We start from the raw sequence: 25,826 nt of genomic DNA, 5'->3' as shown, positions 1-25,826 counted from the left end.
CATTACCCTTGTCCCGCCTAGATCCGATCCTTCCGCTGCCGGCGGAGCGGGCGGGACGGTTCGTCTGTGCTGAAGTTCCGCTTGCACGAGACTTTTGGTGGACGCGTGGAAGGAGGCGGGCTAAAGCCCCACGAGGTTCCCTTGCATCCCGTGAATCCCGCTCGTGAGTGCCACGCAGAACAATTTCCTCGCTCAGGCGCTGCAACAAGGCGCGATGGCGTTGCGGGCGCAGCAGTTTGCGCAGGCGGAGCAGATCGCCACCAACATCCTGAAATCGAACCGTACCGACAGGCATGCCGCGCTTCTGCTGGCGCATGCGCTGATGGGGCAGAAGCGGGGCGGCGAGGCGATCGCACCGCTGGAGCGGGTCGCGCGCCGCGGCGAGGATAGCGAGGTCGAGACCTTGCTTGGCGCGTTGCTGTGCGGTGCGGGGCGGGCCACGGACGGCATCGCGCAGCTTCGCCGCACGGCGGCACGCCGCCCGCCATACTTGCCTTCTTTCCAGGAACTCGCCGGGCAGCTTGCCAAGGCCGGTCAACACGACGAGGCGATCGGCATGATCGAGGCCGGTCTCGCGCTCGCCCCCGAGAGCGTCGACCTGAAGCTCGATCTCGGGCGCTTGTTGCAGGAGACCAATGACATCGCGCGGGCCGCAAGCGTCCTGACGGCGGCACGTGATGCCGCGCCGGGACGCCCCGACGTTCTCAACCAGCTCGGGCGGGTCCTGATCCTCGTTGGCGACTACGCCGCAGCCGCGGATGCGTTCCGCCGCGTGCTCGCGCAATACCCGGATGATCGCTCGACCCGCGCCCACCTCGCCACCTGCCTTTTCGAGCAGGGTGAGCGCGATGCTGCCGAGGCGGCGCTGCGCTCGGTGATGCGCGGTCAGCCGCAGCTGTTTGGACGCGCGGCATTCGTCATGGCCTCGGGATCTCATGGCCGCTTCTTCTTCTCCCAGAGCGCCGCTGCGAGGTTCCTCGGCGGGGAGTGACATTGAGCACGGCGGACGGCATTCCGCCTCGCCTTACGCCCTGAAGTTTCTCCGGTAGAGGTTCGGCTGCCGTCTGAGCTCGGTGCGGAGTTCGCCGACCCGCTTGGCGTCTTCGGCGGTAAACGGCGATGCCTGCGCGGTCCAGTCGTCTCGCTTGACGGGAATACATTGCGCGATCGGAGTCCCCTTGGGGAGCACGCCTCGGAAGTTCCTGTCGTGCCAGTACGCCGGAAAGTGCACCCAATTGTCGGCATAGAGGTCGGAATTGACCAGGCCGCTGAGTGTGGTGAATGGCAGGTCGAAGCGGTTGACGGGATGGGTGAAGTAGATCGCGTAGCCTTCCGGGGCTTCGACGGTCCACAAATTGTGGAATTTGAGAAAGAAGCGGCCCTCTTCAAACAGCGGAGTGCCGGTGACCTGACCCGGGTCGTGGAAGCCGATCGGTGAGCGTGGAAATTCCGGCGTGCCTCCCGGCGGCAGGTCCTGGTCCCAGGTGATTTCGCCGGCCTCGACCTTGAGATCGCAAACCAGCGGCAGCAAGAACCCGCAGGTCATCGCATCCACGAACGGCGGGCAGCGCTTGATGGTGTCCTCGTCGTGCAGGTTGATCGAAGAGAAGGCCGTCGCCGGCATGGACTTGAGCCAGTCGGGAACGCCCTGCGCCGCCGGTATGGGGGCCGGTATCAGTCCGTCAAGCTCCGTCGGACAACGGAATTTGAGCGTCAGCTTGTTGTTGGTCGACATTGGGCGCTCCGATATCCGGTTGACCTACATGAACGCACGGCAAAGGTGAAGCTGCGATCGATCGCAACAACGGCCATGTAGGATGGGTGGAGCGAAGCCCATCAATCATCTCCGCGCGGCCAGATGATGGGTATCGCTGCGCTCCACCCATCCTACTGTCCGCGGCTAGCTCATGAGATACTTCGCCACCGCCGGCTCGTTCCACTCGATGCCGAGCCCGGGACCCTTGGCGGTCACCACGCCGTCGACGATCTCGGCGGGCCTTGTGAGGATGGAGCCGGCGAAGTCGAGGAATTCGAGCCAGTGCGCGGTCGGCGTCACGCAGAGCAGATGCGCGCTCACCTCCGAGAACAAATGGCTCGACATCGGAATCGATGCGGCGTCGGCTTGTCCTGCGACCTGCATCCAGCCGGTGACGCCGCCGACCTTCATGACGTCGGGCATGATGAAGTCCGATGCGCCGGCCGCGATCGCTTCGGCGAAGCCGCGCGGAAACCACCAGTTCTCGCCGGCCTGGATCGGCGTCGGCGAGGTCTCGCGGACTTTGGCGTGGCCGGACAGGCTCTCCTGCGGCACCGGCTCCTCGATCCAGTGCAAATCGTAGGGTGCAAGCCGCGCGATCCGGCGGGTCGCCTCCGCTGGATCGAGCGACTGGTTGAAGTCGATCATCAACGCGATGTCGGGACCGAGCAGGGTGCGCACGCCCTTCACGACGCGCTCGTCATTGGCGGCATCTCCGTCGCCGCCCTTGATCTTGATGCCCTTGAAGCCCTGGTCGAGCGAGCGCCGCAGCGCGCGCTCGTCGGCGACGGGATCGACCACGCCATAGCTGTCATAGGCCTTGATCGGCTTCGCCGAGCCGCCGAGCAGTTCGACCAGCGGCCGGCCGGCGAGGTGGCCGACTACATCCCAATACGCCATGTCGAGACCGGATACCGCCATGCCGATCAGGCCCTGCCAGCCGAGCAGCCGAAACTTGGCGTCCATTGCCTTCATCAGGTCGAACGGCGCGACCGGCTTGCCGATGAGTTCGCGGCCGATCTCCTCGATCAGATAGGCAAGAGGTTTAAGCGTGAGCTTGCTGTAGGCGAAGATGTAGGTGCGGCCGGTAACGCCTTGGTCGGTCTCGACATCGATCAGAACCAGCGGGCCGGAATCGATCACGCCGAAGGCGTTCTTCACAGGGCGCTTGAGCGGCACCACGACGCTTCGCGCACGAACTCCGCGGATCGCTGCAACTGTCTGGCTCATGGACGTTTCCTCTTTTTGTTATTGGACACTGTACCATCGGACGAGCCGCGGCGCGGCCCAGTCGGTCGCGACCTGCTCGATCAGATAGCGGCCCGGATATTCGGCGAGGAATGCGATGCGCTGGGTCTGGCCGGGCTCGATCGCGAGCGTGTCGAGCCAATAGGGCTTCCAGCCGTCGTCGAGCGTGTCGAGCAGGCGGAAGGGGTGGCCGTGCAGATTGAAGATGGTGGCGATCGGACCGCGATTGGTCAGCGCCAGCACGGCCGGCCGGCCGGCTTTGGCCTGAAAGGCCGGCGCGGCCGATGGCTTGAAGTCCGCCGGGCGGAACCATTCGGTCGGCGTGCCGAGGGTTAGCTCGAACCTTGCGGCGCTCTTGAGATCGACCTGGGCTGGCATGTCGTTGCCGGGCAGCGGTGGAGCCGGCGGGAACGGCGCCGGGCGGACCGGCGGGTCGTTCGAGACGGCCAGCTTGCCGACCGGGCGGGCCAGCGTGCCGTCGTGCAGCAGGATCGCGAAGCTGGTTCCGGCCGGTCCGGCCGCGTCGACGAACACATCGGTGCGGCCGCCAGGAGCCAGTACCAGCGCACCGTTGCGGGCCGGAAATGGTTCGGCCGGCTGGCCGTCGATGGCCATCACCCGGACGTCGAGGTTCTCCAGCTTGACCGCCAGCACGCTGCGTTGGCTGCCGTTGATAAAGCGGAGTCTGAGGCGGGCATTGGCCGGTGCCGAGATATCGTATGAGGTTTTGCCGTTAATCGTATGAATTCGCGTCGAATCTTTTGGATCATTGCCGGCCGGGATTGCGCTTCCGTCCGGCCGCAGGCGCCACTCCTCGATCAGCAAGACCTCGTCGCGATCGACCGCGACCGGCGAGGTGCCGGTCACGATCAGCGGCAGCGGCCGCGCCGGTGCCGTGCCGCCATCGCCGATCAGCGGCTCGCAGAGGAAGGTGCCGGCATGCCGAAGCGGCAGCTGGAAGCTATCCTTTCCCCCGGCGGCAAGCAGCGCCCGGGAGGCCAGTGGCTCCGCCGCCGCGACGCCGTCGAGCCCGCGGCAATCCAGCGCGGCCGCGACCGGCAGGTCATTGCCAAAGGTGACGTCAAGGATCTCGCCGCGCTTGAAGCGGAGGTTGTTGCTGCCGAGTGACCAGACCGATGTCTCCGGTCCGCCAGGACCCGGTCCGTCGCCTGGACGAAGCGAGATGCGGTCGGGTTTGGCCTGGAGCGCGACCGCGGTCCGGCCCTGTGCCGCGCCGGTGGCGGGCAGAGCGGGGCAAAGCGCCGCGGCGCCAAGGGCGGCGATCAGGCTGCGCCGGGTGAGTGAAAATTCGGGACTTGCGGGAGGACTTGCCATCCGGCCGATGCGGACCATTTTCAAGTGTACCTGTCCAGTCGCGATCGGTCGCAGGGCGGGCTCAACAGCAGCCATTTTTTTGCTGCGAACAGTCAGGCACATGCTATAAGCCCGGCCGCCCGCGGCATCGCGGCCGGTCTTGATGCAAATTCACGCGGGCGTGGCGGAACTGGTAGACGCGCTGGATTTAGGTTCCAGTGACGAAAGTTGTGGGGGTTCGAGTCCCTCCGCCCGCACCAAGCGCTTATCGCGTTTGCATGACGAATTCTTGGAGAACCTTTGGCCCCGATGGGGTGCGGGTTCGCCGAACCCACAGACGTTAGGCCGCGAGGCCCGCCGTCGAACAGATTGAACACTGCCACGGCCGCTCGGGCCGGGCAAAAGCGGAAGAAGATTGATACCATGCAGGTCACCGAGACCCTCAACGAGGGTTTGAAGCACGAGTTCAAGATCAGCGTTCCCGCGTCTGATCTCGATGCCAAGGCCGGCGCCAAGCTCGTCGACCTCAAGGACAAGGTCCGCATCAATGGCTTCCGTCCGGGCAAGGTGCCGGTCGCGCACCTGAAGAAGGTCTATGGCCGCTCTGTGATGGCCGAGACCATCGACCAGACCATTCGCGACACCAACACGCAGCTGTTCTCCGAACGCGGCTTCCGCCTCGCGACCGAGCCGAAGATCACCATGCCGACGGAGCAGGACCAGGTCGAGGAATTGCTGTCGGGCAAGACCGACCTGACCTACACCGTCGCGATCGAAGTCGTGCCGCCGATCCAGCTCGCCGATTTCAAGTCGTTCTCGGTCGAGAAGCCGGTCGTCGAAGTCTCCGACGCCGATGTCGACGATGCCATCAAGCGGATCGCCGAGGGCAGCCGCCCGTACAATGCCAAGACCGAGGGCGCGGCGGAGAAGGGCGACCGCGTCACCATCAACTTCAAGGGCAGCATCAACGGCGAAGTCTTCGAGGGCGGCACCGGCGAAGGCATCCAGGTCGTGATCGGCTCCAACACCTTCATCCCGGGCTTCGAGGAGCAGCTGATCGGCATCGGCGCGAACGAGACCCGCACGCTGAAGGTGTCGTTCCCCAAGAACTACATGAACGACAAGCTCGCCGGTCAGCCGGCCGAGTTCGAGACCACTGCGACCCTGATCGAGGCGCCGCAGGACCTTGCGATCGACGACGCATTCGCCAAGTCGCTCGGCCTGGAATCGCTGGACAAGCTCAAGGAAGCCGCGCGCGAGCGCCTTTCTGCCGAGTTCGCCGGCGCCACCCGCCAGAAGGTCAAGCGCGCTCTGCTCGACCGGCTCGACGAGAGCCACAACTTCGAGGCGCCGCCCTCGCTGGTCGACGAGGAGTTCAATCTGATGTGGAACTCGGTCAAGGCCGAGATGGATTCCGCCGGCAAGACCTTCGCCGACGAGGACACCACGGAGGACGCCGCCAAGGAGGAGTACCGCAAGATCGCCGATCGCCGCGTGCGGCTTGGCCTCGTGCTCTCCGAGATCGGCGAGAAGAACAAGATCACCGTGACCGACGACGAGGTCGGCCGCGCCGTGATCGAGCGCGCGCGCTCGATGCCCGGCCGCGAGAAGGAGGTCTGGGACTATTACCGCAACAACGCCCAGGCGTTGGCCCAGCTTCGTGCACCGATCTACGAGGACAAGGTCGTCGACTTCATCCTCGAGCTCGCCAACGTGACCGAGAAGAAGGTCACCAAGGAGGAGCTGTTCAAGGATGAAGACGCCGAGAAAACTGCCGCTTAAATTCGGCACCTTGCGTTAATGATGAACCGCGAAAGCGCGCCTGGCGAAGGTCCCCGTCGCTAGGCGCGAAGACGCGAATCAGCTTGAACTTCTGCTACCTGCCCAGGTGGCTAGTGCGGCGAGTTGACGGCCTTGTCGGCCGGAAATTGGCCCATATCTGGGTTAAGCCTTGAGGCAGTAGTCTTGAGCCAAGTAGTCTTGAGCAAAGTTCTGCATCACCCCTAACCCTTGGGTTCTTTCATGCGCGATCCGGTTGAAACCTACATGAACCTCGTGCCCATGGTGGTCGAGCAGACCAACCGTGGCGAGCGCGCCTACGACATTTTCTCGCGCCTCCTGAAGGAGCGCATCATTTTCCTGACCGGGCCGGTCGAGGACGGCATGTCGACGCTGGTCGTCGCGCAGCTGTTGTTCCTCGAGGCGGAAAACCCGAAGAAGGAAATCTCGATGTACATCAATTCGCCGGGCGGCGTGGTGACGTCGGGCCTTGCGATCTACGACACCATGCAGTTCATTCGCCCGCCGGTCTCGACGCTGTGCACGGGCCAGGCGGCCTCGATGGGCTCGCTGCTGCTCGCCGCCGGCGAGAAGGACATGCGCTTCTCGCTGCCGAACGCGCGCATCATGGTGCACCAGCCCTCCGGCGGCTTCCAGGGCCAAGCCACCGACATCATGCTGCATGCCCAGGAAATCCTCAACCTGAAGAAGCGTCTCAACGAGATCTACGTCAAGCACACCGGCCAGACCTACAAGGCGATCGAGGATGCGCTGGAACGCGACAAGTTCCTGACTGCGAACGACGCCAAGGAGTTCGGCCTGGTCGACAAGGTCATCGACAGGCGTCCGGACGACCCGGCCGCCGCGAAGGCCGCCTGATCTGGGCAGGTATCTCGAGGCGTCGGTGTGATCTCCACATTGACGCCTCACATAACCGGCAAAAGCAGGGTGGTGACCGGCCCGCGGGTGCATGCGCGCGGGCGGAAAGTTCCGGTTTCGTGCTCATATACTGACGTGGTAATCCCGCAACGTTCCGTGGATTTCGACGCGTATTCCACGTGCGATCGTTGAAAATCACGGTATTGTCACGGGTAGCCGGCGGCGTCCGATTAGCGAATTCTTGATAGTCGGGTGACAGCATGGTTGGCTACGACTGATCGGCTATGATCGCGGGAGAATCGAGTGACCGTGATTCGCACGGGATGTAATGCGTAGGGTCTTTTTTGGTACGGAATTTGCTCTATCTACCCAACAGCCCGGTTGTGTGCCGGATTGGGTCGATCTGGCAAACGGGATCGAACCGCGGACGGAGACAGGAATGAGTAAGGTCGGCACGAGCGACTCCAAGAACACGCTATATTGCTCGTTCTGCGGCAAGAGCCAGCACGAAGTCCGCAAACTGATCGCGGGTCCCACGGTCTTCATCTGCGACGAGTGCGTCGAGCTCTGCATGGACATCATCCGCGAGGAGAACAAGTCCTCGCTGGTCAAGTCGCGCGACGGGATTCCGACGCCGAAGGAAATCTGCAAGGTGCTGGACGATTACGTGATCGGCCAGAGCCATGCGAAGAAGGTCCTGTCGGTCGCGGTGCACAACCACTACAAGCGCCTCAACCATCAGACCAAGCACAACGACGTCGAGCTCGCGAAGTCGAACATCCTGCTGATCGGTCCGACCGGTTCGGGCAAGACGCTGCTCGCGCAGACGCTCGCCCGTATCCTGGACGTGCCGTTCACGATGGCGGATGCGACGACATTGACCGAAGCCGGCTATGTCGGCGAGGACGTCGAGAATATCATCCTGAAGTTGCTCCAGGCCGCCGACTACAATGTCGAGCGCGCCCAGCGTGGCATCGTCTATATCGACGAAATCGACAAGATCAGCCGCAAGTCCGACAATCCTTCGATCACGCGCGACGTGTCGGGTGAGGGCGTGCAGCAGGCGCTGCTCAAGATCATGGAAGGCACGGTGGCTTCGGTCCCGCCGCAGGGCGGCCGCAAGCATCCGCAGCAGGAGTTCCTGCAAGTGGATACCACCAACATCCTCTTCATCTGCGGCGGCGCTTTCGCCGGCCTCGAGAAGATCATCTCGGCGCGCGGGCGGTCGACTTCGATCGGCTTCGGCGCCCAGGTGCTCGCCCCGGAGGACCGCCGTACCGGCGAGATCTTCCGTCACGTCGAGCCTGAGGACCTCCTGAAGTACGGCCTCATCCCCGAGTTCGTTGGCCGTCTGCCGGTCGTGGCGACGCTCGAGGACCTCGACGAGACCTCGCTGAAGAAGATCCTGACCGAGCCGAAGAACGCGCTGGTGAAACAATACCAGCGGCTCTTCGAGATGGAGAACATCGAGCTGACCTTCGCCGACGAGGCGCTTGGCGCGGTCGCCCGCAAGGCGATCGAGCGCAAGACCGGCGCGCGTGGGTTGCGCTCGATCCTCGAGGCGATCCTGCTCGAGACCATGTTCGACCTGCCGGGCCTGGAAGGTGTGGAAGAAGTCGTGATTTCCCGCGAAGTGGTGGAAGGAACGGCGCGCCCGCTCTACATCTATGCCGATCGATCCGATCGCGCCGTCGAGAGCAGCGCGAGCGCCTAAACGGCGCTCATCTCGACCCGTCAAAAATGCGCGGCTGCCGGACGCTCCGGCGGCCGCCATGGCGCAGCAGCGGCGCCCCTGCGGCGTAGCAGCAAATGCTTGTTTAGCCTATATTTCCCGACACTTCTGAGACTTGACACCCCCCCGCCTGATAGCCACCTAATGCTATCGGTGAGGGATCTCATCCGTTGAGATTCGTCGCTTCACGATGCGGAATAAGCGGCTGCCGACAGCATTCGCATTCCGCATCACCAAGGCACCTTGTGGCGGTTGCGCATCATCAGCGGGCTGCGTGCAAGGGGGCAAAGCAAAAGGAAAAGGCCATGACCAATCCCAAACCCCGGCCAACCATCGTCCATGGCGAAACGCACGCCTATCCCGTGCTGCCGCTGCGCGACATCGTCGTCTTCCCGCATATGATCGTGCCGCTCTTCGTCGGCCGCGAGAAGTCGATCCGCGCGCTCGAAGAGGTGATGAAGAACGATGCGCTGATCATGCTCGCGACGCAGAAGAACGCGTCCGACGATGATCCGGCGCCCGATGCCATCTACGAGACCGGGACGCTTGCCAGCGTGCTCCAGCTCTTGAAGCTTCCGGACGGCACCGTGAAGGTGCTGGTCGAAGGGCTCGAGCGTGCGCGCGTGGCGAAGTACACCGATCGCGCCGACTATTACGAGGCGACTGCCGTTGCGCTCGCCGACACCGACGCGAAGTCGGTCGAGGCGGAAGCGCTGGCGCGCTCGGTCGTGTCCGACTTCGAGAGCTATGTGAAGCTCAACAAGAAGATCTCGGCCGAGGTCGTCGGCGTCGTGCAGGCGATCACCGACTTCGCCAAGCTCGCCGACACCGTTGCCTCGCATCTCGCCGTCAAGATCGCCGACCGCCAGGGTATCCTGGAGACGCTGTCCGTCACCACGCGCCTGGAGAAGGTGCTGGGCCTGATGGAGAGCGAGATCTCGGTGCTGCAGGTCGAGAAGCGCATCCGCTCGCGCGTCAAGCGCCAGATGGAGAAGACCCAGCGCGAGTATTATCTCAACGAGCAGATGAAGGCGATCCAGAAGGAACTCGGCGACGACGATGGTCGCGACGAACTCGCCGATCTCGAAGAGAAGATCTCCAAGACCAAGCTCTCCAAGGAAGCGCGCGAGCGGGCGCAGCATGAATTGAAGAAGCTGCGCCAGATGTCGCCGATGTCCGCGGAAGCGACCGTCGTGCGCAACTATCTGGATTGGCTGCTGTCGATTCCGTGGAACAAGAAGTCCAAGGTGAAGAAGGATCTGGAGGCTGCGCAGGCCATCCTGGATTCGGATCACTATGGGCTCGAGAAGGTCAAGGAACGCATCGTCGAGTATCTCGCGGTGCAGTCGCGCGCCAACAAGCTGACGGGCCCGATCCTGTGCCTCGTCGGACCTCCCGGCGTCGGCAAGACCTCGCTCGGCAAGTCGATCGCGAAGGCGACCGGGCGCGAATTCGTGCGCGTCTCGCTCGGCGGCGTGCGCGACGAGGCCGAGATCCGCGGTCACCGCCGCACCTATATCGGCTCGATGCCCGGCAAGATCATCCAGTCGATGCGCAAGGCGAAGTCGTCCAATCCGCTGTTCCTGCTGGACGAGATCGACAAGATGGGCGCCGATTTCCGCGGCGATCCGTCCTCGGCGCTGCTCGAGGTCCTCGACCCCGAGCAGAACGCGACGTTCAACGACCACTATCTCGAGGTCGACTACGATCTGTCCAACGTGATGTTCATCACGACCGCGAATACGCTGAATATTCCCGGCCCGCTGATGGACCGCATGGAGATCATCCGGATCGCGGGCTACACCGAGAACGAGAAGGTCGAGATCGCGCGCAAGCACCTGATCCCGAACGCGGTGTCCAAGCACGGCCTGGACTCCAAGGAGTTCTCGATCGACGACGACGCGCTGCTGCTTCTGATCCGCCGCTACACCCGCGAAGCGGGCGTGCGTAATCTGGAGCGTGAGCTCTCCACACTCGCCCGCAAGGCGGTGAAGGAGCTGATGATCTCCAAGAAGAAGTCGGTCAAGGTCACCGAGAAGACTCTGGAAGAGTTCCTCGGCGTGCCGAAGTACCGCTTCGGTGAGATCGAGAGCGAGCCGCAGGTCGGCATCGTCACCGGCCTTGCCTGGACCGATGTCGGCGGCGAGCTGCTGACGATCGAAGGCGTCATGATGCCCGGCAAGGGCAAGATGACGGTCACCGGCAATCTGCGTGACGTGATGAAGGAGTCGATTTCGGCGGCGGCGTCCTACGTCCGCTCGCGCGCGATCAACTACGGCGTCGAGCCGCCGCTGTTCGACCGGCGCGACATCCACGTGCACGTGCCGGAGGGCGCGACGCCGAAGGACGGTCCGTCCGCAGGTGTCGCCATGGCCACCGCGATCATCTCGGTCATGACCGGCATCCCGGTCCGCCACGATGTCGCGATGACCGGCGAGATCACGCTGCGCGGTCGCGTGCTGCCGATCGGCGGCCTGAAGGAGAAGCTACTGGCGGCGGCCCGCGGCGGCATCAAGACGGTGCTGATCCCCGAGGACAACGCCAAGGATCTCACGGAGATTTCCGATGCGATCAAGGGCGGCATGGAGATCATCCCGGTCTCGCGTCTGGATGAGGTTGTCGCTAAGGCGCTGGTCCGCGTGCCCGCACCGATCGTCTGGGAAGAGGAGACCAGCAAGGTCGACGTCAAGCCCGATGCTTCGGATGAGGCGTCCGGTGGCCTGACGGCGCACTGAAGCAAGCTCCGATCGACATAAGAAAACGGCGCCTTCGGGCGCCGTTTTTGTTTTCGCTGTTCGCGATCAGGTCGGTAGGGCTGCGGCTCTGTCCGCGGCGGCAAAGTGCGCCATCTGATCGGCATGCGCCTTTGCGAAAGCCGGCCGCGCCGTGGCACGCGCGACGTAGTCGCGACACGCGGGATATTCCGCCAGTCCGTCGAAGCGGTCGACCAGGCGCAGCACATCCGCCATGAGAATGTCGGCGACGGAGAACGGCCCGGCCAGCCATTTGCGACCCGTCAGCACCGGCTCTATGTGCCTAAGCCGGGATTGCAGGAAGCCGTCGAAGCGTGTCCATGCCGACGTGCCGCCGCTCTCGCCCGAGAACACCAGGAGCGACCAGGGCAGGCTCGCCATCTCGACCGAGTTGAGCGCTGCGAACAGCCATTTCAAAGCCTCGCTGCGCTGGCGCGGATCGGTCGGCAGCAGCGCGTCGCTGCGCTCACCGAGATGCAGCAGGATCGCGCCGGTCTCGAAGATCGAGATGTCGCCGTCGGTCAGCCACGGCACCTGGCCGAACGGCTGGTGCGCGAAATGCTCGGGGCCCCGATCGCGAAACGGCACGCTTGCAACGCGATACGGCAAGCGCGCCTCTTCCAATGCCCAGCGCACGCGGAGGTCGCGCACAAATCCCCGCGGCATCTCCGGAACCCAATCGAAGGTGGTAAGCGTCAGGTCGGCCATTGGGTATCTCCATTTGCTGGCTTCACAGCAAAGAACGAACCAATGGCGCGTGTTCCGACACCCCGACTGGCTTTTTCGTCGTTGCGGTACGGAATGATCGAGCTGCCGACGTGGGTACGCCGGCGCCGGAACTACTCTTTCCTTTCGACGACGAAATTGCCGATCGCGCCGAGTGCCATCAGCACGCTGGTGCCGAGGAACACCGCGGGCATGCCGATATGGCCGCCGATGAAGCCGCCGGCGAGCGGGCCGATCACCTGGCCGGCATATTGCGCCGAGATCGAGTAGCCGAGCATGCTGCCGGTGACCGCATCAGGCACGTTGTGCCGGATCACGCTCGCGATGCAGGGCAGGAGGCCGCCGAGCGCGAGCCCCATCAGGAAGCGCAGCAGGATCAACTGCCAGCCGCTGACCACGAAGGCCTGCGGGATCAACAGCAGCGCCGACACCGCCAAGCAGATGGTGATGATCCGCCAGTGGCCGACCCGATCGGCCAGCTTGCCGAGATGCGAGGACGACAGCAGGCTGCCGAAGGCCGCCGCCGACATCACGAGGCCGGCGACGAATGTCACCTGCGGCGCCTCGACCAGTTGCGCGACATAGACCGTGATGATCGGCTCGATCGACATGTTGGCGACCATCAGCAGCAGGCCGGTTCCCCACATCGCGACGACAGGGCGCTTGTCCGGGACCAGCGACCAGCCGCCACGCGCCTTGCCGCCTTTCGCGGTCTTCGGGCGCGCGTCCTCGCGGATCAGGAACGTCGTGCCGAGGAAGGTGAAGAAGATGACGCCGCCGATCAGGAAGAAGGTCGCACGGATGCCGATCAGCCCCGGCAGCACGCCGCCGATCAACGGACCGACGAGGCTTCCGGCCATGATGCCGGCCGACAGCACGCCGATCGCCCAGCCGGAGCGCGCCTTGGGCGTCTGCGCCGCGACCAGCACGGTCGAGCCCGAGGCGTAGCCGCCGAGCAGGCCGGTCAGCAGCCGCAAGCCAACCAGCTCATAGACATTGTGCGCCATGCCGATCAGGGACATCGCGACGGCCATGCCGAGGCTGGCGCGGATCAGCATCAGCTTGCGGCCGTAGCGATCGGCGAGCCGTCCCCACAGCGGCGCCGTCAGCGCCGCGCTGAAGAAGGCTGCGCCATAGGCGACGCCCGACCATTGCACGATCGCGGCATGATCGGTCACGCCGAGCTGCTCGACATAGAGCGGCAGGAACGGCAGCAGCAGCGTCATCCCCACGATTGTCGTGAAGGAGCCGAACACGCAGACGATCAAATTGCGTTTCCAGGGGCCCGCGTCGAGCAGGGCTTCGCGATCGACTTCGATGTTCATGTCAGCGCAGCCCGATCACGGCGAAGCCGCGCGCCCGCAGGCCGCGGCGATCCTCGTTCAGCGAACGCAGCAGGCGATCGCGGGTATCGGTGATGTGGTCGGCGGCCTCGCGCGCGGCGGCCTCCGGATCGTCGGCCTTGATGAAGCCGAGGATGCGCCGGTGCTCGCGCCAGGCCTGCTCGCGCGACGGCTCGGTCCACACTTCCAGCCAGCGCGCCCGCGACAGCCTCGTCATGGCGCCGGCGATCGCCTTGACGATGAAGGGATTGCCGGAGAGCCGCGCGATCTCGACATGGAAATCGGTGCCGACCCGATGCCATTCCTCGCGCGGCGCGCCGGACTGGCAGGCATCCAGCATCTCCTCGACGCCGGCGATATCGGCTGCGCTCGCCCGCGCGCAGGCGAGGCGCACCGCCGTCGTCTCCAGCGGAATCCGGAACTCGGCAAGCGCCTCCAGCTCACCGAGGTCGATCGGTGCGACGATCCAGTTGCGGCCGTCGCGGCGCACCAGCTCTTCGCCTTCGAGCCGGACCAGCGCGGCACGGATCGGCGTGCGCGATCCCTCGAACCGGCTCTCCAGCCAGCGCTCGGTCAGCCGCTCGCCGGGGCCCAGGTCGAGCGACAGGATCATCTCCCGGAGCTGGTCATGGATCTGAAGCATCTGCGACATGGCGCCGTCCTTGGCCGCTCCTTGGCGGGCGTGGAATCTCGATCAGACGGCTTTCGTATCCCGATTTGGTATCCCAAACAATGCGGGTACGGGATACCGGCGTTGCTCCGTTAAAGGAGGTGGGCCGAGAGCCAGGGCCCTGGACAATGGAACCGCGCTCACGGCGGCTGCTTTGTTTGACGGAATTGGAGAGCGCCAGATGCACATCGACGGGCAATGCCATTGCGGGGCTATCACTTATCAGGCCGAGATCGATCCCGAACGGGTGTCGATCTGCCATTGCACGGACTGTCAGGCGCTGACCGGCTCGCCCTACCGCGTCACGGTGATCTGCGACGCCGAACAGGTGCGGCTGACCGGAGGTGCGCCGAAGGTCTACGGCAAGCGCGGCGATAACGGCCGGATGCGCTTCCAGCACTTCTGCGCCGAATGCGGTTCCCCGCTGTTCACGAGCGGCGAGGGCGACCAGGCCGACGATTGGGGCATCCGCTGGGGCGCGATCCGCCAGCGCGACCAATTGACCCCGCGACGCCAGGTCTGGTGCCGCTCCGCCGCGCCATGGATCAATGATCTCAAGGAATTGCCAGCGCGCCCGACGGACTGGTGCTGACGGATTGAGGCGTTGCGGCCTTGCGCCTCGGGGGCAGGCGAGGCTAAAGAGGCGCGCAGGTAAGGGCGGTTAGCTCAGCTGGTTAGAGCATCTCGTTTACACCGAGAGGGTCCGCGGTTCGAATCTCTCGCCGCCTACCAGCCCTTCACCCTGCGGGCTACGGCTGGGCAAGCCAGCCTTTGAGCACTAATTCATCCGCTTGTTCGGTTCGCAGGGCGAAGGCTGTCACGCCAAGGCTCGAAATGCGCAGGCGGACTGGCTGCCTAAACGCGTGCGGACGTGCTTCCCCCTTCGGATCCAGTCCTACGGTTGCAGCATCCTGATGGTCGCGATCGGCCACTTCCCGATGTGGCCCTTGATCGAGATGCGCAACCCGTGAGATTCGTCCAGAAACACGCCCTCGACGGTCCCTGCGGTTCCATCGGTGAGAACCGCGGCTCGTCCGACCAGCTCGGCCTCCGCTTGCACATGCTCGCGCAGGATGACGGTGGCGCGGTGTTTCACGAGCTGCAAAGCCGCCTCTGGTTGATGAGCCCTACGGAGTAAGGCCATTGCATGGCTCTCGGTGAACGCGCGGAGAGGGCGCGATCCCGGCCGTGGGGTAGTCTCATGGGGATGGCCGGGACCGCGCTTGCTCCGCGCTGGCGTGCCGAATGTCATTCGATACCCGATGGTGCGAAAGGTGCCGAAAGTCACGCGCCCAGATTTGATGCCGACGCTGCAGCGATGCTATTCTGTCCGCCTAACCGGGAACTTGATGCATGCGCAAACTCGCCGCGATTTTTCTTCTCACCATGATTGCCGGACCCGCATTCGCACAGTCGGATCACGTTCAGCGCTATCGCGAAGAGGTCGAGAAGTCGCCGGCCGATGCGGCCAACGAGGCGCGGCAACAGCGCGCCTATCAGCGTGCGCTCAGCGGTGTGCCGGATCAGAAACCGACCGATCCCTGGGGCATCGCGCGCAGCGACGGGCAGGGCGCGCCCAAGGCGAATGCCGCGAAGCCGAAACCGGCCAAGCCCACGAGCGCAGCCGCCAAATAAAGCTCCGAGCGCGGATCAGGTCGATGAAATACTACGTCTGCAAATTGACCGGACCGCGCCCGACCTTTCCTCAGGATATGACGCCGCAGGAAGCCGCCATCATGCAGGCGCACGTCGCCTATTGCGGCGAACTGCTGCAGGCCGGCAAGGCGCTGGTGTTCGGACCGGTCGCCGATCCCTCCGGCGTCTGGGGCCTCGGCGTGCTGCAACTGCCTGACGATGCCGATCCGCAGGAGATCGTCGCCAACGATCCCGTCACCAAGGCGGATGCCGGATTCACCTATCAGCTGATGCCGATGCTGCGCGCCGCGACGCGTGAGAGCTGCTAGGGCATGATCCGGAAAAAGTGCGAAGCTGTTTTCCGAAAGAGATCATGCCCAAACATGAGACAACAGAAGCTTCCTCACAAGGTTTCGATCGCATGAACGCTGGCCATCCGCAGAACGCCGACCAGATTGCTTATTGGAACGGGCCGGGCGGTCAGCGCTGGGCCACACGGCAGGCCGCGCAGGATATCGTGCTGCAGCCGGTGCTCGACCTCCTGATCGATCGCGCCGCGCCGAAAGCCGGCCAACGCGTCGTCGATGTCGGCTGTGGCAGCGGCGCCTCGAGCTTCGCGCTGGCGGCCAAGGTCGCGCCCGCTGGCCACGTGCTCGGCGTCGATGTCTCGGAGCCGATGCTGACGCGGGCGCGGCAGAGCGCGCCGCAGGGTTTGCCGGTCGAGTTCGCGCTGGCCGACGCCACCATCTATCCGTTTGTCAGCGAGAGCTTCGATCTGTTGGCCTCGCGCTTTGGCGTGATGTTCTTTGCCGATCCCGTGACGTCGTTCGCCAATCTGCGCAAGGCGATGAAGCCGACCGGCCGTCTCGCCTTCGCCTGCTGGCAGGAGCCGCGCGAAAATCCGTTCTTCATGACGCCGCTTGCTGCCGTCTACAAGCACGTGCCGAAACTGCCGCCGCTAGGGCCCGAGGATCCCGGCCCGTTCGCGTTCGCCTCCGAGGCCCGCGTGAAGCGGATCCTGGGCGAAGCCGGCTTCTCCGGCATTGCCATGGAGCCGTGCCGGGTTGAGCTCGATGTCGCGACCGGGCGCGGCATCGATGCCGCGATCCAGGGCGCGCTCGAGATCGGGCCGGCCAGCCGCGCGCTGGAAGGGCACCCGGATGAGGTGCGCGATGCCGCGATCGCCTCGATGCGCGAGGCGCTGGCGCCTTTTGTGAAGGGCGATGCCGTGCTGCTGCCCGGCGCGATCTGGATCGTGACCGCGCGGGCCTGATCAGGTCTTCTCCTCCCAGATCATCGCGAGATGGACGATGGTCTGCACCGCCTTTTCCATGTCCTGCCGGCTGACCCATTCGAGGCGCGAATGAAACGCGTGCTCGCCGGCGAAGATGTTGGGGCAGGGCAGGCCCATGAAGGACAGGCGGGAGCCGTCGGTGCCGCCGCGGATCGCGGTCTTCACCGGCGTGAGGCCGGCGCGCTCGATCGCCTCGATCGCATAGGCCACGATCTGCGGGTGGCGATCGATCACATCCTTCATGTTACGGTACTGCTGCTTGACCTCCATGCGGTAGGTCGAGCGCGGATAGCCCTTCATGACATCGTTCACGATGTCTTCCAGCAGCGCTTCCTTCTGCTTCAGGCCGGCCTCGGTGAAATCGCGCACGATGAAGTCGATCCGCGCGTTCTCCAGCGCGCCCGAGATCGCGACCGGATGCAGGAAGCCCTGCTTGCCCGAGGTCGTCTCCGGCGAGCAGCCTTCTTTCGGCAGCCGCTCGACAATGGCGGCGGCGATCTTGATCGCGTGCTCCATCTTGCCCTTGGCGTAGCCGGGATGGGCACTGACGCCGTGGATGGTGATGGTGGCTCCGTCGGCCGAGAAGGTCTCGTCCTCGACGCAGCCGGCGCTCTCGCCGTCCATGGTGTAAGCGAAATCGGCGCCCAGCTTCTTCAGGTCGACATTGTCGACGCCGCGGCCGATCTCTTCGTCCGGCGTGAACAGGATCTTGATGGTGCCGTGCTTCACATCGGGGTTGTTGAGGAAGAAATGCGCGGCATCCATGATCTCGGCGACACCGGCCTTGTTGTCGGCCCCCAGCAGCGTGGTGCCGTCGGTGATGATGATGTCGTTGCCGATCTGGTCGGCCAGTGCTTCGTGCTCGGCGGCGCGGATCACCTGCGAGGCATCGCCGGCCAGCACGATGTCGCCGCCGCGATAGTTCTTCACCATTTGCGGCTTGACGTCCTTGCCGGTGACGTCGGGCGAGGTGTCCATGTGCGAGCAGAAGCAGATCACCGGCACCTTCTTGTCGGTGTTGGCCGGGATGGTCGCGTAGACGTATCCGTGCGGATCAAGATGCGCGTCGGATATCCCCATGGCCTTCAGCTCCGCGGCGAGCACGCGGCCGAGATCCTTCTGCTTCTCGGTCGAGGGGGAGCTGGGGGATTCCGGATCGGACTGGGTGTCGATGGTGACATAGCGCAGGAAGCGCTCGGTCACGGTGTGCGTGAAGTCGAGAGCCGGTGCCAGCATGAAAACCGCGCAAAAAACAGGAGATAGGAACAATGCGCTTTGGCGAAGTTGGTTCGCGCGAGCAAACCGCGTCAAGGCGAGCTTCGTAGGACAATCCTATCACAGAAAAGCGCCACTCCGGGGCCGCGTCACGAGCCGGAATGGCGCTTTGCCTTAACGGAGAGAGTAGGCGCTAGACGGCTTCTTTCAGCTCCTTGGCGGCGCGGAACGCGACCTTCCGGCTGGCCTTGATGTGGATCGCTTCGCCGGTGGCGGGATTGCGGCCGGTGCGGGCGGCGCGCTTGCGGACCTGGAGGATGCCAAGGCCCACGATACGGACACGGTCGCCCTTCTTGAGGTGCCTGGTGATCCTTGTGACCATGTCGGTCAGGATCGCCTCGGCCTGCTTCTTCGACAGCTCCTGCTCCTCGGCGATGGCCGCCGCCAAATGCTTCAGCGTGATCGTCGCCGGTGTCGCTGCTTTCTTCGCCATGTCTGGCCCTCCTCGTTGCTGAATGGCTGGATTGCTGCTTTTCACGCGAATGGCGCGCCGTTCGCGTCGGGAAAATGCGTCCGGACAAGTCCTGAAAACCGCCGGTTCCAGGAACGGGCAGCGCCGGGCTGGCCACAGGAAACCCAGACGTATCAGGCCTTATTTGATTCGGGGCTTCGCTGACTACGCCGTTTCCCCTGAAAACAGGCGACAACCCGCGTACGTGCCGCGAAAATGCCGACGCTGTGCAGGGATCCGCAACGTCCTTGACTAACCGGATGCGGGCCTTTATGCCCTCGGTCCTGCGCGGATCAATCCGATGATCGGCATCCGCGGGAGTAGCTCAGTTGGTTAGAGCGCCGGCCTGTCACGCCGGAGGTCGCGGGTTCGAGCCCCGTCTCTCGCGCCATTCATTTCAATGACTTAGCAGCGTGTTTGGCCCGAAACCATTGGTCCCTCTGGACCGGTGCCGTAACGAGTTGCCTTCCTCAGACTGCCGCGACAGATCAGGACGCCGCGAGGCCGGCAACGCTGACGGGTTGAGCGGCCTGCTCGGGCCTGACCGATAAATGCCACGCGCTGTTCGGGCGTCAGCCACCACAGCAGGAACAGCAGCGCTATCCCGTTCGACAGCAGGCCTGTCGTGAGCGGCACATTCATGATCGCCTGAACTGCGATGCCCGACGAAACCGCGATGAAGCGCGGCGACAGGTGCTTTGAGACCATCGATCCCACTGACAGGATCAGGCCGCAGACGAAAGCCGACACCGGGGCGAGCGCAAGACCGACCGACGCGATGCCCTCGGTGGCGAGGAAGGACGCGTTGAAATTGCCGTCCTGATAAATCGCTCCAAGGGTCGGGCCGAGCTCGCCGTACGGGCAGGCGGCCATGTATCGCAGGACGGTGATCTGGCAGAACCGGGTGAGTTCGCGGTGCGCAAAGAAGTCGGCGTATTGATCGAGCGCGAGCGACGGGATCGCGACGAAGCGCAGATTGATGGTGCTGAACACGATGTAGGTCTTGTCGGCGGCGAGAATGGCGAAAGCCAAAAGGCCGACGATCATCGGGATCAGAAATGCGAGCACCGTGGCCAGCCGCGGGTCGAACCGGCCGTACAGCCAGAACAGAAACGGCAGCCAGATCGGCAGCAGCAGGACGGTCTTGTTGTTGACGACGGGATAGAAGCAAAGCGCAAGCAGCAGCACCCCGGCCGCCGGCATCCATCGGCTGCGCGATGCGAAATGCGCGAACAGGTAGGGCAGGACCGCGCCGATCATGACCCCGGTGAGATAGTTCATTAGCGCCGGCCGCACGACGGCGGTGCGGGCTGCGCCATAGGGATTGCCAAGATTGGCCCCGTAGGAGACATCGGCCACCAGCACGGCGAGGCACGACACCAGCAGCAGAACCGCGATGCGCTTGACGGCCGCTTCGGACAAATCGGGCCGCCAAACCGGGATGTTCCGCAACATCAGAGGGATCATCGCGGCGGCCAGCGCGGCGATCATGGCCCAGCGGGCGATGGCGTGCGGATAGTCGAACGCGCTGAAGAAACTGAGCCAGACGAAGCCGAACACGGCTGACAGCAGCGAGAAGCCGACCAGATAACCGAAGCTGAATCGTGCCGCGACGAACGCCGGGACGAATGCGACCATGATGGCGGTGCCGAGGACGGCTTGCGCGGTGATGCCGGATCGCCAGACATGCATCGCCGGGAATGCGTGCCCACAGGCGATCATCGAGGCGACGCTGAGGACGAAGAACCCGGGGATCGTGACCCCGACAACCAGGTCACCGCGCGTCAATGTCATCGGTCCGTCCGAATCCGAAAGCTGCCAGGCAGCTAGCCGGTCGGCCCTGGACGACGCAAGTTAAGCAATATCTCGGTCTGTGTTGTTATGTTTCTGCCGGGCCATTCGTCACCGCGATGCCCTATTGAATTCACAGAACGGCAACACCTTGCCTTGATCAGGCAAAGAATGCGGCGACCGCGTTGAGGTCGGATTCTCCCGGCGCCTCGCCGCGCAAATTGGCGTCGATGATGCGGCGGCAGGCGTCAACCGTGTGGGTGTCGCCCAATTCGTTGGCGGCCTCGAGGATCGACCAGACCGTGTCCAAGGGAACGTCGCTCTGCGTGGTCGCCTTCGGGTCTGACAGCATTGGCGGGGCCGCGGTTAGAATTCGAACAGGTCGCGGCCGCGCCGCGCCAAATTGTGCAGGTCCGCCACAGTGCCGCGCACCGCGTTGCAGCGGTGGCATTCGATGATGGTGTCGCCGGATGCATGCGCCGGATCGGCGACCTTGATCGCCAGGCTACCGCAATCCGTGCAGATGATCTTGAAGCCGGTTGAAATTACTTGCTGCTGCAAATTCATTGTGGCCTGCGCCTTTGTTGACGCCGACCTTAGCCGGGCAACTTTTAAGACTGGGGTCGCGCAGCGGATTGAAATCGAACGACCGCGTTAGGACGCGGTTAAGATTTCGCTGCGGCCGAGCGGCCCTGCAGATGCAACGTCGGCCTGCCGAGCCCGGCCGCGGCGGCGCGCACGGCATTGCGGGCATTAACGGTGATGATGCCGGCGGCGTGGGCCCAGACCGCGAGGTCGGAAGCGCTGTCGCCGGCGTAGATGAAGCCCCCGGGAAATGTCCTTTGCAACAGGTCGGCCTTGTTGGCGCCCTTGAGATTATGTTCGCCGTCGGAGGCAAGCACCTGGTCGATCCAAGGCAGACGCGACGCCAGCATCTGTGCGAGCAGCGCGTCGGCCGCGGTTGCCAGCACGATGCGGCGGCCGGCCGCGTTCTCGCGCTCGGCCAATGCGACGACGTCCTGGTGCAGTTCGATCCGGCTCCAGTCGATGTGCTGGCGTTGTGCGAGCCGGCGCTTCAGCGCCGCGCGGCCGCGCGTCATCCAGGCGGCGCATGACACGACGATCAGCGGATTGCGGCGCAGGATCGAGAAGAAGCTGAGATGGAGCAGGTCGCCCGTGATCAGCGTGCCGTCGAGGTCGAGCACCAGCGGCAGCGATGCCGGCAGGCCCAGCAAAGGGGGCGCCCCGTCGGTGCGGGAAGCATCCTGCGGCTTAGCAATGTTGTCGCCGGCGAGGCGAGGCTCAGTCATTCGCGGCGCTCAGCCGGGTTGCGACCTTGCACACGTCGATCGCGCGCACTCCGGTCTCCGTGGTTCGGCAATCGCCGTAGCCGAACTCGCTCGCAAAGGCCACACCATGCTCGTCCGAGCTCAAGACGATCAGGACCAACAAAAAAGGCCGCCCGAGGGCGGCCGTCTTGCCTGCGGAAGCCTGCAGAAATCTTCAGCGGACCGTGGAGGTGCCTGACGAGGTGATCGCCACCGGTTTGCCGGCCTTGATGACCTGGTTGGTCTGAGCAGTCTGGGTGAAATCCGCGTTGTTTCGGGCCGAAATGCCGAGCGCCGCGATCCCGATCCCCGCAACAAGGGCAACCACCACAATCTTGAGATGGGTCGCGCGGTCAGCTGAATGGATCGAGTGGTTCATGGTCGCCTCCGGGCGTCTGTGCGCCGTCTATGGCAGGTACTGGTAAGCCCCATCTGTTTCCGGATCGTTTCGTGAGTTCCGGGAAATGGTTTCGTGCCACGGGCGGATTGGTTTCACCGTGCCTTGCGTCACACTGGCGGCCGGCTAAAACTGCCCCAGGCGCGGAAACGCCCTTGGGAGAAAAACAATAATGAAAACAATGAGACTAACCCGACGCCGGGTGCTTGGAACCGGCTCCGCGGCACTCGCCGCTACGATGTTTGGTAAGCGCGCCGTTGCGGCGGCCGAGTTCGACTTCAAGCTCGGCGTCAACACTCCGGAAACCCATCCGCTAACAATCCGCCTGACTGAGGCCGCCAAGGCGGTCGGCGCCCAGTCGTCCGGCCGGGTCAACATCACGGTGTTCGCCAACAGCCAGCTCGGCGGCGATCCGGAGATGCTGTCGCAGGTCCGGGCCGGCGGGATCGAGCTGCTGGCGGCGCCCAGCATGACACTGTCGACGCTGGTGCCGCTGTCGGGGCTACCCAGCATCGGCTTTGCCTTCCAGTCCTACGACCAGGTCTGGGCGGCGATGGACGGCGGCGTCGGCGACCTCGTGCGCGAGGCGATCACGAAGACCGGCGTCGTGCCGCTGAAGAAGGTCTGGGACAACGGCTTTCGTCAGATCACCTCGTCGTCGAGCCGGCAGCTCAACAGCGTCGACGATCTCAAGGGCTTTAAAATTCGCGTGCCGGTGACGGCATTGCTGACGTCGCTGTTCTCAGGGCTCGGCGCGCTGCCGTCGAGCATCTCCTACAGCGAGCTCTATTCGGCGCTGCAGACCCACATCGTCGAAGGGCAGGAGAACCCGCTGGCGCAGGCTTCGACCGGCAAGCTCTACGAGGTGCAGAAATTTTGCGCGCTCTCGAACCATTGCTGGAGCGGTTACTGGATCCTCGGCAACCGCCGCGCGATGACCGGCCTGCCGCCAGATCTGCTCGAGCTCATCAATGCCGCGTTCGACGCCGCGGCGGTGAAGGAGCGCACCGATCTGGTCGAGATGGATCGCTCGCTGCAGGCCGAGCTGACCGAGAAGGGCATGACCTTCAACAAGCCCGATCCCGTGCAGTTCAGGGCCGCGTTGGTGAAGGCCGGTTTCTACACGCAGTGGCAGAAGACCTATGGCGCGGACGCCTGGGCAGCGCTGGAGAAATACACCGGCAAGCTGACGTGAGCGCCGCCTGACATCACGCGCGCGATTACCTGACGCGTAATCGCGCGTGCGATCTCCCTTTGCGATGGTCGGTGCATCGGCGGCGATGGGTGCCGATCGATCCGCAAACGGAGATACACGATGGCCAGCCAACCGCTTTATGCAACCGCCAGGGACGGCACAAAGCTGTTCGTGCAGGATTGGGGCTCGGGCCGGCCGGTGCTGCTGCTCGCTGCCTGGACGTTCAATTCCAGCATCTGGGGCAGCCAGATCGTGGCGCTGAACGCCAAGGGCTATCGCTGCGTCGCACCTGACCGGCGTGGACATGGCCGCTCCGACATGCCGATGGCGGGATACGATCTCGACACGCTGACCGATGACGTCGCCGCCGTGATCGAGCAGCATGATCTCCACGACGTCACGATCGTCGCGCATTCGATGGGATCGATCGAGGCAGTGAACTATCTGGCGTGTCACGGCGCAAAGCGCATCGCGCGGCTGGTGCTGGTGGCGCCGACCACGCCGTTCATCGTGCAGACCGAGGACAATCCGGACGCCGTGCCGAGAGCGATGGTCGACGCGCAAAATGCGGCGATCGCGCAGGACTTTTCGAAATGGATGGGCGAGAACGAGGCGCCGTTCTTCATGCCCGACACGCCCGAGGTGACGCGGGCCTGGATCAGGGAGATGATGCTGAGCGTGCCGCTGCCGGTGGCGCTGGCTTGCCGCAGGACCATTTCCTTTGCCGACCTGCGCGCCGCCGCGAGCGCAATCGATCGCCCGACGCTGATCGTGCATGGCGACAAGGATGCCAGCGCGCCCCTCGAGCTGACCGGCGCGAAGACGGCAAAACTGATCAGAGGAAGCAGGCTCGCCGTCTATGAAGGCGCCCCGCACGCGTTGCCGCTGACGCACAGCGCGCGCTTGATGGCTGACCTGCTGGCCTTCATCGACAGCTAATTGGCGCGCGCGATGTCGGCGCGGATCGCGCGTGCCGCCCAGACGAACAGCAGGGCACCGAGCGTCGTCATGAGCGCGGCCGACAACAGCGAGTAGCGAACCGCATCGACGCCGTAGGTGCCCTTCAGTGCGTCGTTGATCATGCCGACGGCGAGGGGGCCGACGCCCTGGCCGAAGCAGGTCGCGGTCAGCAGCACGATCGCCGAGGCCAGCGCGCGCATGCTGGGCTTTGCCACCGTCTGCGCGATCGCGAAGATCGGGCCGAGATGGAAGCCGACCATGAACGAGGTCAGCGCCAGCGTAGCGACCATCAGCGTGAAGCTTTGCGTCAGCATGCACAGCGCGAACACCGGGCCGGCGATGCCAGACATGATCGCGGGCGCCCACAGCTTCCAGCGGTCGTCGCGGCGGCCGATCTGCGCCACCACGAGGCCGCCGATCAACGTGCCCGCCATGCCGGCGAGACCCTTGAAGGTGCCGGCATATGTGCCGATCTCGGCGCTGGTGAGGTGATGGATGCGCGCCAGGAACGGCGGGATCAACACCGCGGTAGCGTAGTTGGTGTAGGTCGTCAGACAAAAGCCGATCAGCACTATGATGAAGCTCGGCTGCGATACCAGGAAACGCAGCGTCGGCCCGATCGGCTCGGCCTTGAAGGTCTCGGCCATCGCGCCGCGCTTCGGCTCGGCGATCGTCAGCCACAAGACGGCGGCGAGCGCGACGCCGGGCAGGCCGGCGGTGAAGAACGCCATCCGCCAGCCGTAGTGCTGGTTGACATAGCCGCCGATGAAATAGCCGAGGAAGACGCCGAGATAGGTGCCGATCGCGTAGATGCCGAGCGCGCGCGGTCGTTCGTTCTTGTCGAAGAGATCGGCGATCATCGATTGCGAGGCCGGCGTTCCCGCTGACTCCCCGATGCCGACGCCGACCCGGGCCAATGCCAGCGTCGTGACGCTGGAGGCGAGGCCGCAGAGATAGGTCATCGCGCTCCAGAACGCGAAGGCGACCGTGACGATGTTGCGGCGGTTGAGGCGATCGGCCATCCGTGCGATGGGAATGCCGAGCAGCGAATAGAACAGCACGAAGCCGAACCCGGCGAGCAGGCCCATCGTCGTGTCGCTGAGCGTGAACTCCTTCTTGATCGGTTCGATCAGCACGTTGAAGATGGTGCGGTCGAGGAAGTTGAGGGCGTAGATGATCGTGAGCAAGGCGAGGACGTAGTAGCGGCGCGCCGAGGGGGCGGCCGCAGCCTGAGTTGGCGCGGTCGCCTGCGGTGCGACATCGACCATGACTTTCCTCCCCCGATCTTCTTTTTGCGCGG

General features: G+C 64.4%; 26 protein-coding genes and 2 tRNA genes. 13 read left to right on the top strand and 15 right to left on the bottom strand.

Annotated features, from left to right (window positions below; genetic code table 11):
• Positions 1-214 precede the first annotated feature (214 nt).
• Positions 215-991: a tetratricopeptide repeat protein gene (locus RX327_RS21875; RefSeq protein ID WP_050384958.1), complete on the top strand. Its 777-nt coding sequence runs from the start codon at positions 215-217 to the stop codon at positions 989-991.
• 33 nt (positions 992-1,024) lie between these two features.
• Here the strand turns inward: RX327_RS21875 and RX327_RS21870 are convergent, their stop codons facing one another.
• From RX327_RS21870 to RX327_RS21860, 3 genes are all read right to left on the bottom strand, one after another.
• Complete coding sequence (locus RX327_RS21870) at positions 1,025-1,735, bottom strand: hypothetical protein (RefSeq protein ID WP_050384899.1); 711 nt, start codon at positions 1,733-1,735, stop codon at positions 1,025-1,027.
• A gap of 165 nt (positions 1,736-1,900) precedes the next feature.
• Positions 1,901-2,986 (bottom strand): enolase C-terminal domain-like protein, encoded by a 1,086-nt coding sequence (locus tag RX327_RS21865; protein WP_317247087.1) that lies wholly within the window; start codon positions 2,984-2,986, stop codon positions 1,901-1,903.
• An 18-nt stretch (positions 2,987-3,004) separates the two neighbouring features.
• Entirely contained in the window at positions 3,005-4,357 is a 1,353-nt protein-coding gene (locus RX327_RS21860) for a multicopper oxidase domain-containing protein (RefSeq protein WP_317251300.1), read from the bottom strand.
• A 136-nt stretch (positions 4,358-4,493) separates the two neighbouring features.
• On the opposite strand from RX327_RS21860, the gene RX327_RS21855 reads away from it, so the two are divergent.
• The 5 genes from RX327_RS21855 (at position 4,494) to lon (ending at position 11,443) form a co-directional block, all read left to right on the top strand.
• A tRNA-Leu gene (locus tag RX327_RS21855) sits at positions 4,494-4,578 on the top strand.
• A gap of 163 nt (positions 4,579-4,741) precedes the next feature.
• Positions 4,742-6,100, top strand: coding sequence for a trigger factor (tig, locus tag RX327_RS21850; protein ID WP_317247086.1), 1,359 nt, complete (start codon positions 4,742-4,744; stop codon positions 6,098-6,100).
• Between the two features lie 240 nt (positions 6,101-6,340).
• Positions 6,341-6,976, top strand: coding sequence for an ATP-dependent Clp protease proteolytic subunit (locus tag RX327_RS21845; RefSeq protein WP_317247085.1), 636 nt, complete (start codon positions 6,341-6,343; stop codon positions 6,974-6,976).
• A 439-nt stretch (positions 6,977-7,415) separates the two neighbouring features.
• Positions 7,416-8,690: an ATP-dependent Clp protease ATP-binding subunit ClpX gene (gene clpX / locus RX327_RS21840; protein WP_317247084.1), complete on the top strand. Its 1,275-nt coding sequence runs from the start codon at positions 7,416-7,418 to the stop codon at positions 8,688-8,690.
• Between the two features lie 323 nt (positions 8,691-9,013).
• Positions 9,014-11,443, top strand: coding sequence for an endopeptidase La (lon, locus tag RX327_RS21835; protein WP_317247083.1), 2,430 nt, complete (start codon positions 9,014-9,016; stop codon positions 11,441-11,443).
• Between the two features lie 66 nt (positions 11,444-11,509).
• Here lon and RX327_RS21830 read toward each other — a convergent pair whose 3' ends face one another.
• From RX327_RS21830 to RX327_RS21820, 3 genes are all read right to left on the bottom strand, one after another.
• Positions 11,510-12,169, bottom strand: coding sequence for a glutathione S-transferase family protein (locus tag RX327_RS21830; protein ID WP_317247082.1), 660 nt, complete (start codon positions 12,167-12,169; stop codon positions 11,510-11,512).
• 131 nt (positions 12,170-12,300) lie between these two features.
• Positions 12,301-13,512, bottom strand: coding sequence for an MFS transporter (locus tag RX327_RS21825; RefSeq protein ID WP_050384894.1), 1,212 nt, complete (start codon positions 13,510-13,512; stop codon positions 12,301-12,303).
• 1 nt (position 13,513) lies between these two features.
• On the bottom strand, positions 13,514-14,182 hold the full coding sequence (locus RX327_RS21820; RefSeq protein WP_028333954.1) for a GntR family transcriptional regulator: 669 nt from the start codon (positions 14,180-14,182) through the stop codon (positions 13,514-13,516).
• Between the two features lie 199 nt (positions 14,183-14,381).
• On the opposite strand from RX327_RS21820, the gene RX327_RS21815 reads away from it, so the two are divergent.
• Complete coding sequence (locus tag RX327_RS21815; protein WP_317247081.1) at positions 14,382-14,792, top strand: GFA family protein; 411 nt, start codon at positions 14,382-14,384, stop codon at positions 14,790-14,792.
• Positions 14,793-15,095: 303 nt separating this feature from the next.
• Here RX327_RS21815 and RX327_RS21810 read toward each other — a convergent pair whose 3' ends face one another.
• Positions 15,096-15,305 (bottom strand): hypothetical protein, encoded by a 210-nt coding sequence (locus tag RX327_RS21810; RefSeq protein ID WP_016847733.1) that lies wholly within the window; start codon positions 15,303-15,305, stop codon positions 15,096-15,098.
• 248 nt (positions 15,306-15,553) lie between these two features.
• Here RX327_RS21810 and RX327_RS21805 point away from each other — a divergent pair, with 248 nt between their 5' ends.
• The 3 genes from RX327_RS21805 to RX327_RS21795 all read left to right on the top strand — a co-directional run bounded on the left by RX327_RS21805 (position 15,554) and on the right by RX327_RS21795 (position 17,108).
• Positions 15,554-15,835 (top strand): hypothetical protein, encoded by a 282-nt coding sequence (locus RX327_RS21805; RefSeq protein WP_038385060.1) that lies wholly within the window; start codon positions 15,554-15,556, stop codon positions 15,833-15,835.
• Between the two features lie 23 nt (positions 15,836-15,858).
• Positions 15,859-16,164 carry a YciI family protein gene (locus RX327_RS21800; RefSeq protein WP_050384892.1) on the top strand — a complete coding sequence of 102 codons (306 nt, stop codon included), beginning with the start codon at positions 15,859-15,861 and terminating at the stop codon, positions 16,162-16,164.
• Between the two features lie 92 nt (positions 16,165-16,256).
• Positions 16,257-17,108, top strand: coding sequence for a class I SAM-dependent methyltransferase (locus RX327_RS21795; protein ID WP_050384891.1), 852 nt, complete (start codon positions 16,257-16,259; stop codon positions 17,106-17,108).
• On the opposite strand, the gene pepT is transcribed toward RX327_RS21795, so the two are convergent.
• Complete coding sequence (gene pepT, locus RX327_RS21790) at positions 17,109-18,365, bottom strand: peptidase T (protein ID WP_317247080.1); 1,257 nt, start codon at positions 18,363-18,365, stop codon at positions 17,109-17,111.
• Between the two features lie 172 nt (positions 18,366-18,537).
• Positions 18,538-18,837, bottom strand: coding sequence for an HU family DNA-binding protein (locus tag RX327_RS21785; protein ID WP_317247079.1), 300 nt, complete (start codon positions 18,835-18,837; stop codon positions 18,538-18,540).
• A gap of 332 nt (positions 18,838-19,169) precedes the next feature.
• Between RX327_RS21785 and RX327_RS21780 the strand changes: the two genes are divergently transcribed.
• Positions 19,170-19,246: transfer RNA gene (locus tag RX327_RS21780), tRNA-Asp, on the top strand.
• A 14-nt stretch (positions 19,247-19,260) separates the two neighbouring features.
• Here the strand turns inward: RX327_RS21780 and RX327_RS21775 are convergent.
• The 5 genes from RX327_RS21775 to RX327_RS21755 all read right to left on the bottom strand — a co-directional run bounded on the left by RX327_RS21775 (position 19,261) and on the right by RX327_RS21755 (position 22,353).
• On the bottom strand, positions 19,261-20,649 hold the full coding sequence (locus RX327_RS21775) for a hypothetical protein (protein ID WP_050384890.1): 1,389 nt from the start codon (positions 20,647-20,649) through the stop codon (positions 19,261-19,263).
• Between the two features lie 157 nt (positions 20,650-20,806).
• On the bottom strand, positions 20,807-20,998 hold the full coding sequence (locus RX327_RS21770; protein WP_050384889.1) for a hypothetical protein: 192 nt from the start codon (positions 20,996-20,998) through the stop codon (positions 20,807-20,809).
• 14 nt (positions 20,999-21,012) lie between these two features.
• The gene (locus tag RX327_RS21765) at positions 21,013-21,213 is read right to left on the bottom strand and encodes a hypothetical protein (RefSeq protein WP_050384888.1); all 201 of its coding nucleotides are present in this window, start codon (positions 21,211-21,213) and stop codon (positions 21,013-21,015) included.
• A 98-nt stretch (positions 21,214-21,311) separates the two neighbouring features.
• Entirely contained in the window at positions 21,312-21,956 is a 645-nt protein-coding gene (locus RX327_RS21760; protein ID WP_050384887.1) for a haloacid dehalogenase-like hydrolase, read from the bottom strand.
• 193 nt (positions 21,957-22,149) lie between these two features.
• Positions 22,150-22,353 carry a hypothetical protein gene (locus RX327_RS21755; RefSeq protein WP_050384886.1) on the bottom strand — a complete coding sequence of 68 codons (204 nt, stop codon included), beginning with the start codon at positions 22,351-22,353 and terminating at the stop codon, positions 22,150-22,152.
• A 256-nt stretch (positions 22,354-22,609) separates the two neighbouring features.
• Here RX327_RS21755 and RX327_RS21750 point away from each other — a divergent pair, with 256 nt between their 5' ends.
• A complete protein-coding gene (locus tag RX327_RS21750; RefSeq protein WP_082190607.1) occupies positions 22,610-23,566 on the top strand; it encodes a TRAP transporter substrate-binding protein in 957 nt (318 codons plus the stop codon).
• 120 nt (positions 23,567-23,686) lie between these two features.
• A complete protein-coding gene (locus RX327_RS21745; protein WP_050384884.1) occupies positions 23,687-24,505 on the top strand; it encodes an alpha/beta fold hydrolase in 819 nt (272 codons plus the stop codon).
• On the opposite strand, the gene RX327_RS21740 is transcribed toward RX327_RS21745, so the two are convergent.
• A complete protein-coding gene (locus RX327_RS21740; RefSeq protein WP_050384883.1) occupies positions 24,502-25,794 on the bottom strand; it encodes a spinster family MFS transporter in 1,293 nt (430 codons plus the stop codon). The genes RX327_RS21745 and RX327_RS21740 overlap by 4 nt on opposite strands.
• Positions 25,795-25,826: the final 32 nt, after the last annotated feature.

The organism is Bradyrhizobium sp. BEA-2-5, from assembly GCF_032918025.1.
Classification (GTDB): Bacteria; Pseudomonadota; Alphaproteobacteria; order Rhizobiales; family Xanthobacteraceae; genus Bradyrhizobium; species Bradyrhizobium pachyrhizi.
The sequence above is the reverse complement of the archived record's forward strand: the minus strand, read 5'-3'. Positions and strand labels throughout refer to the sequence as shown.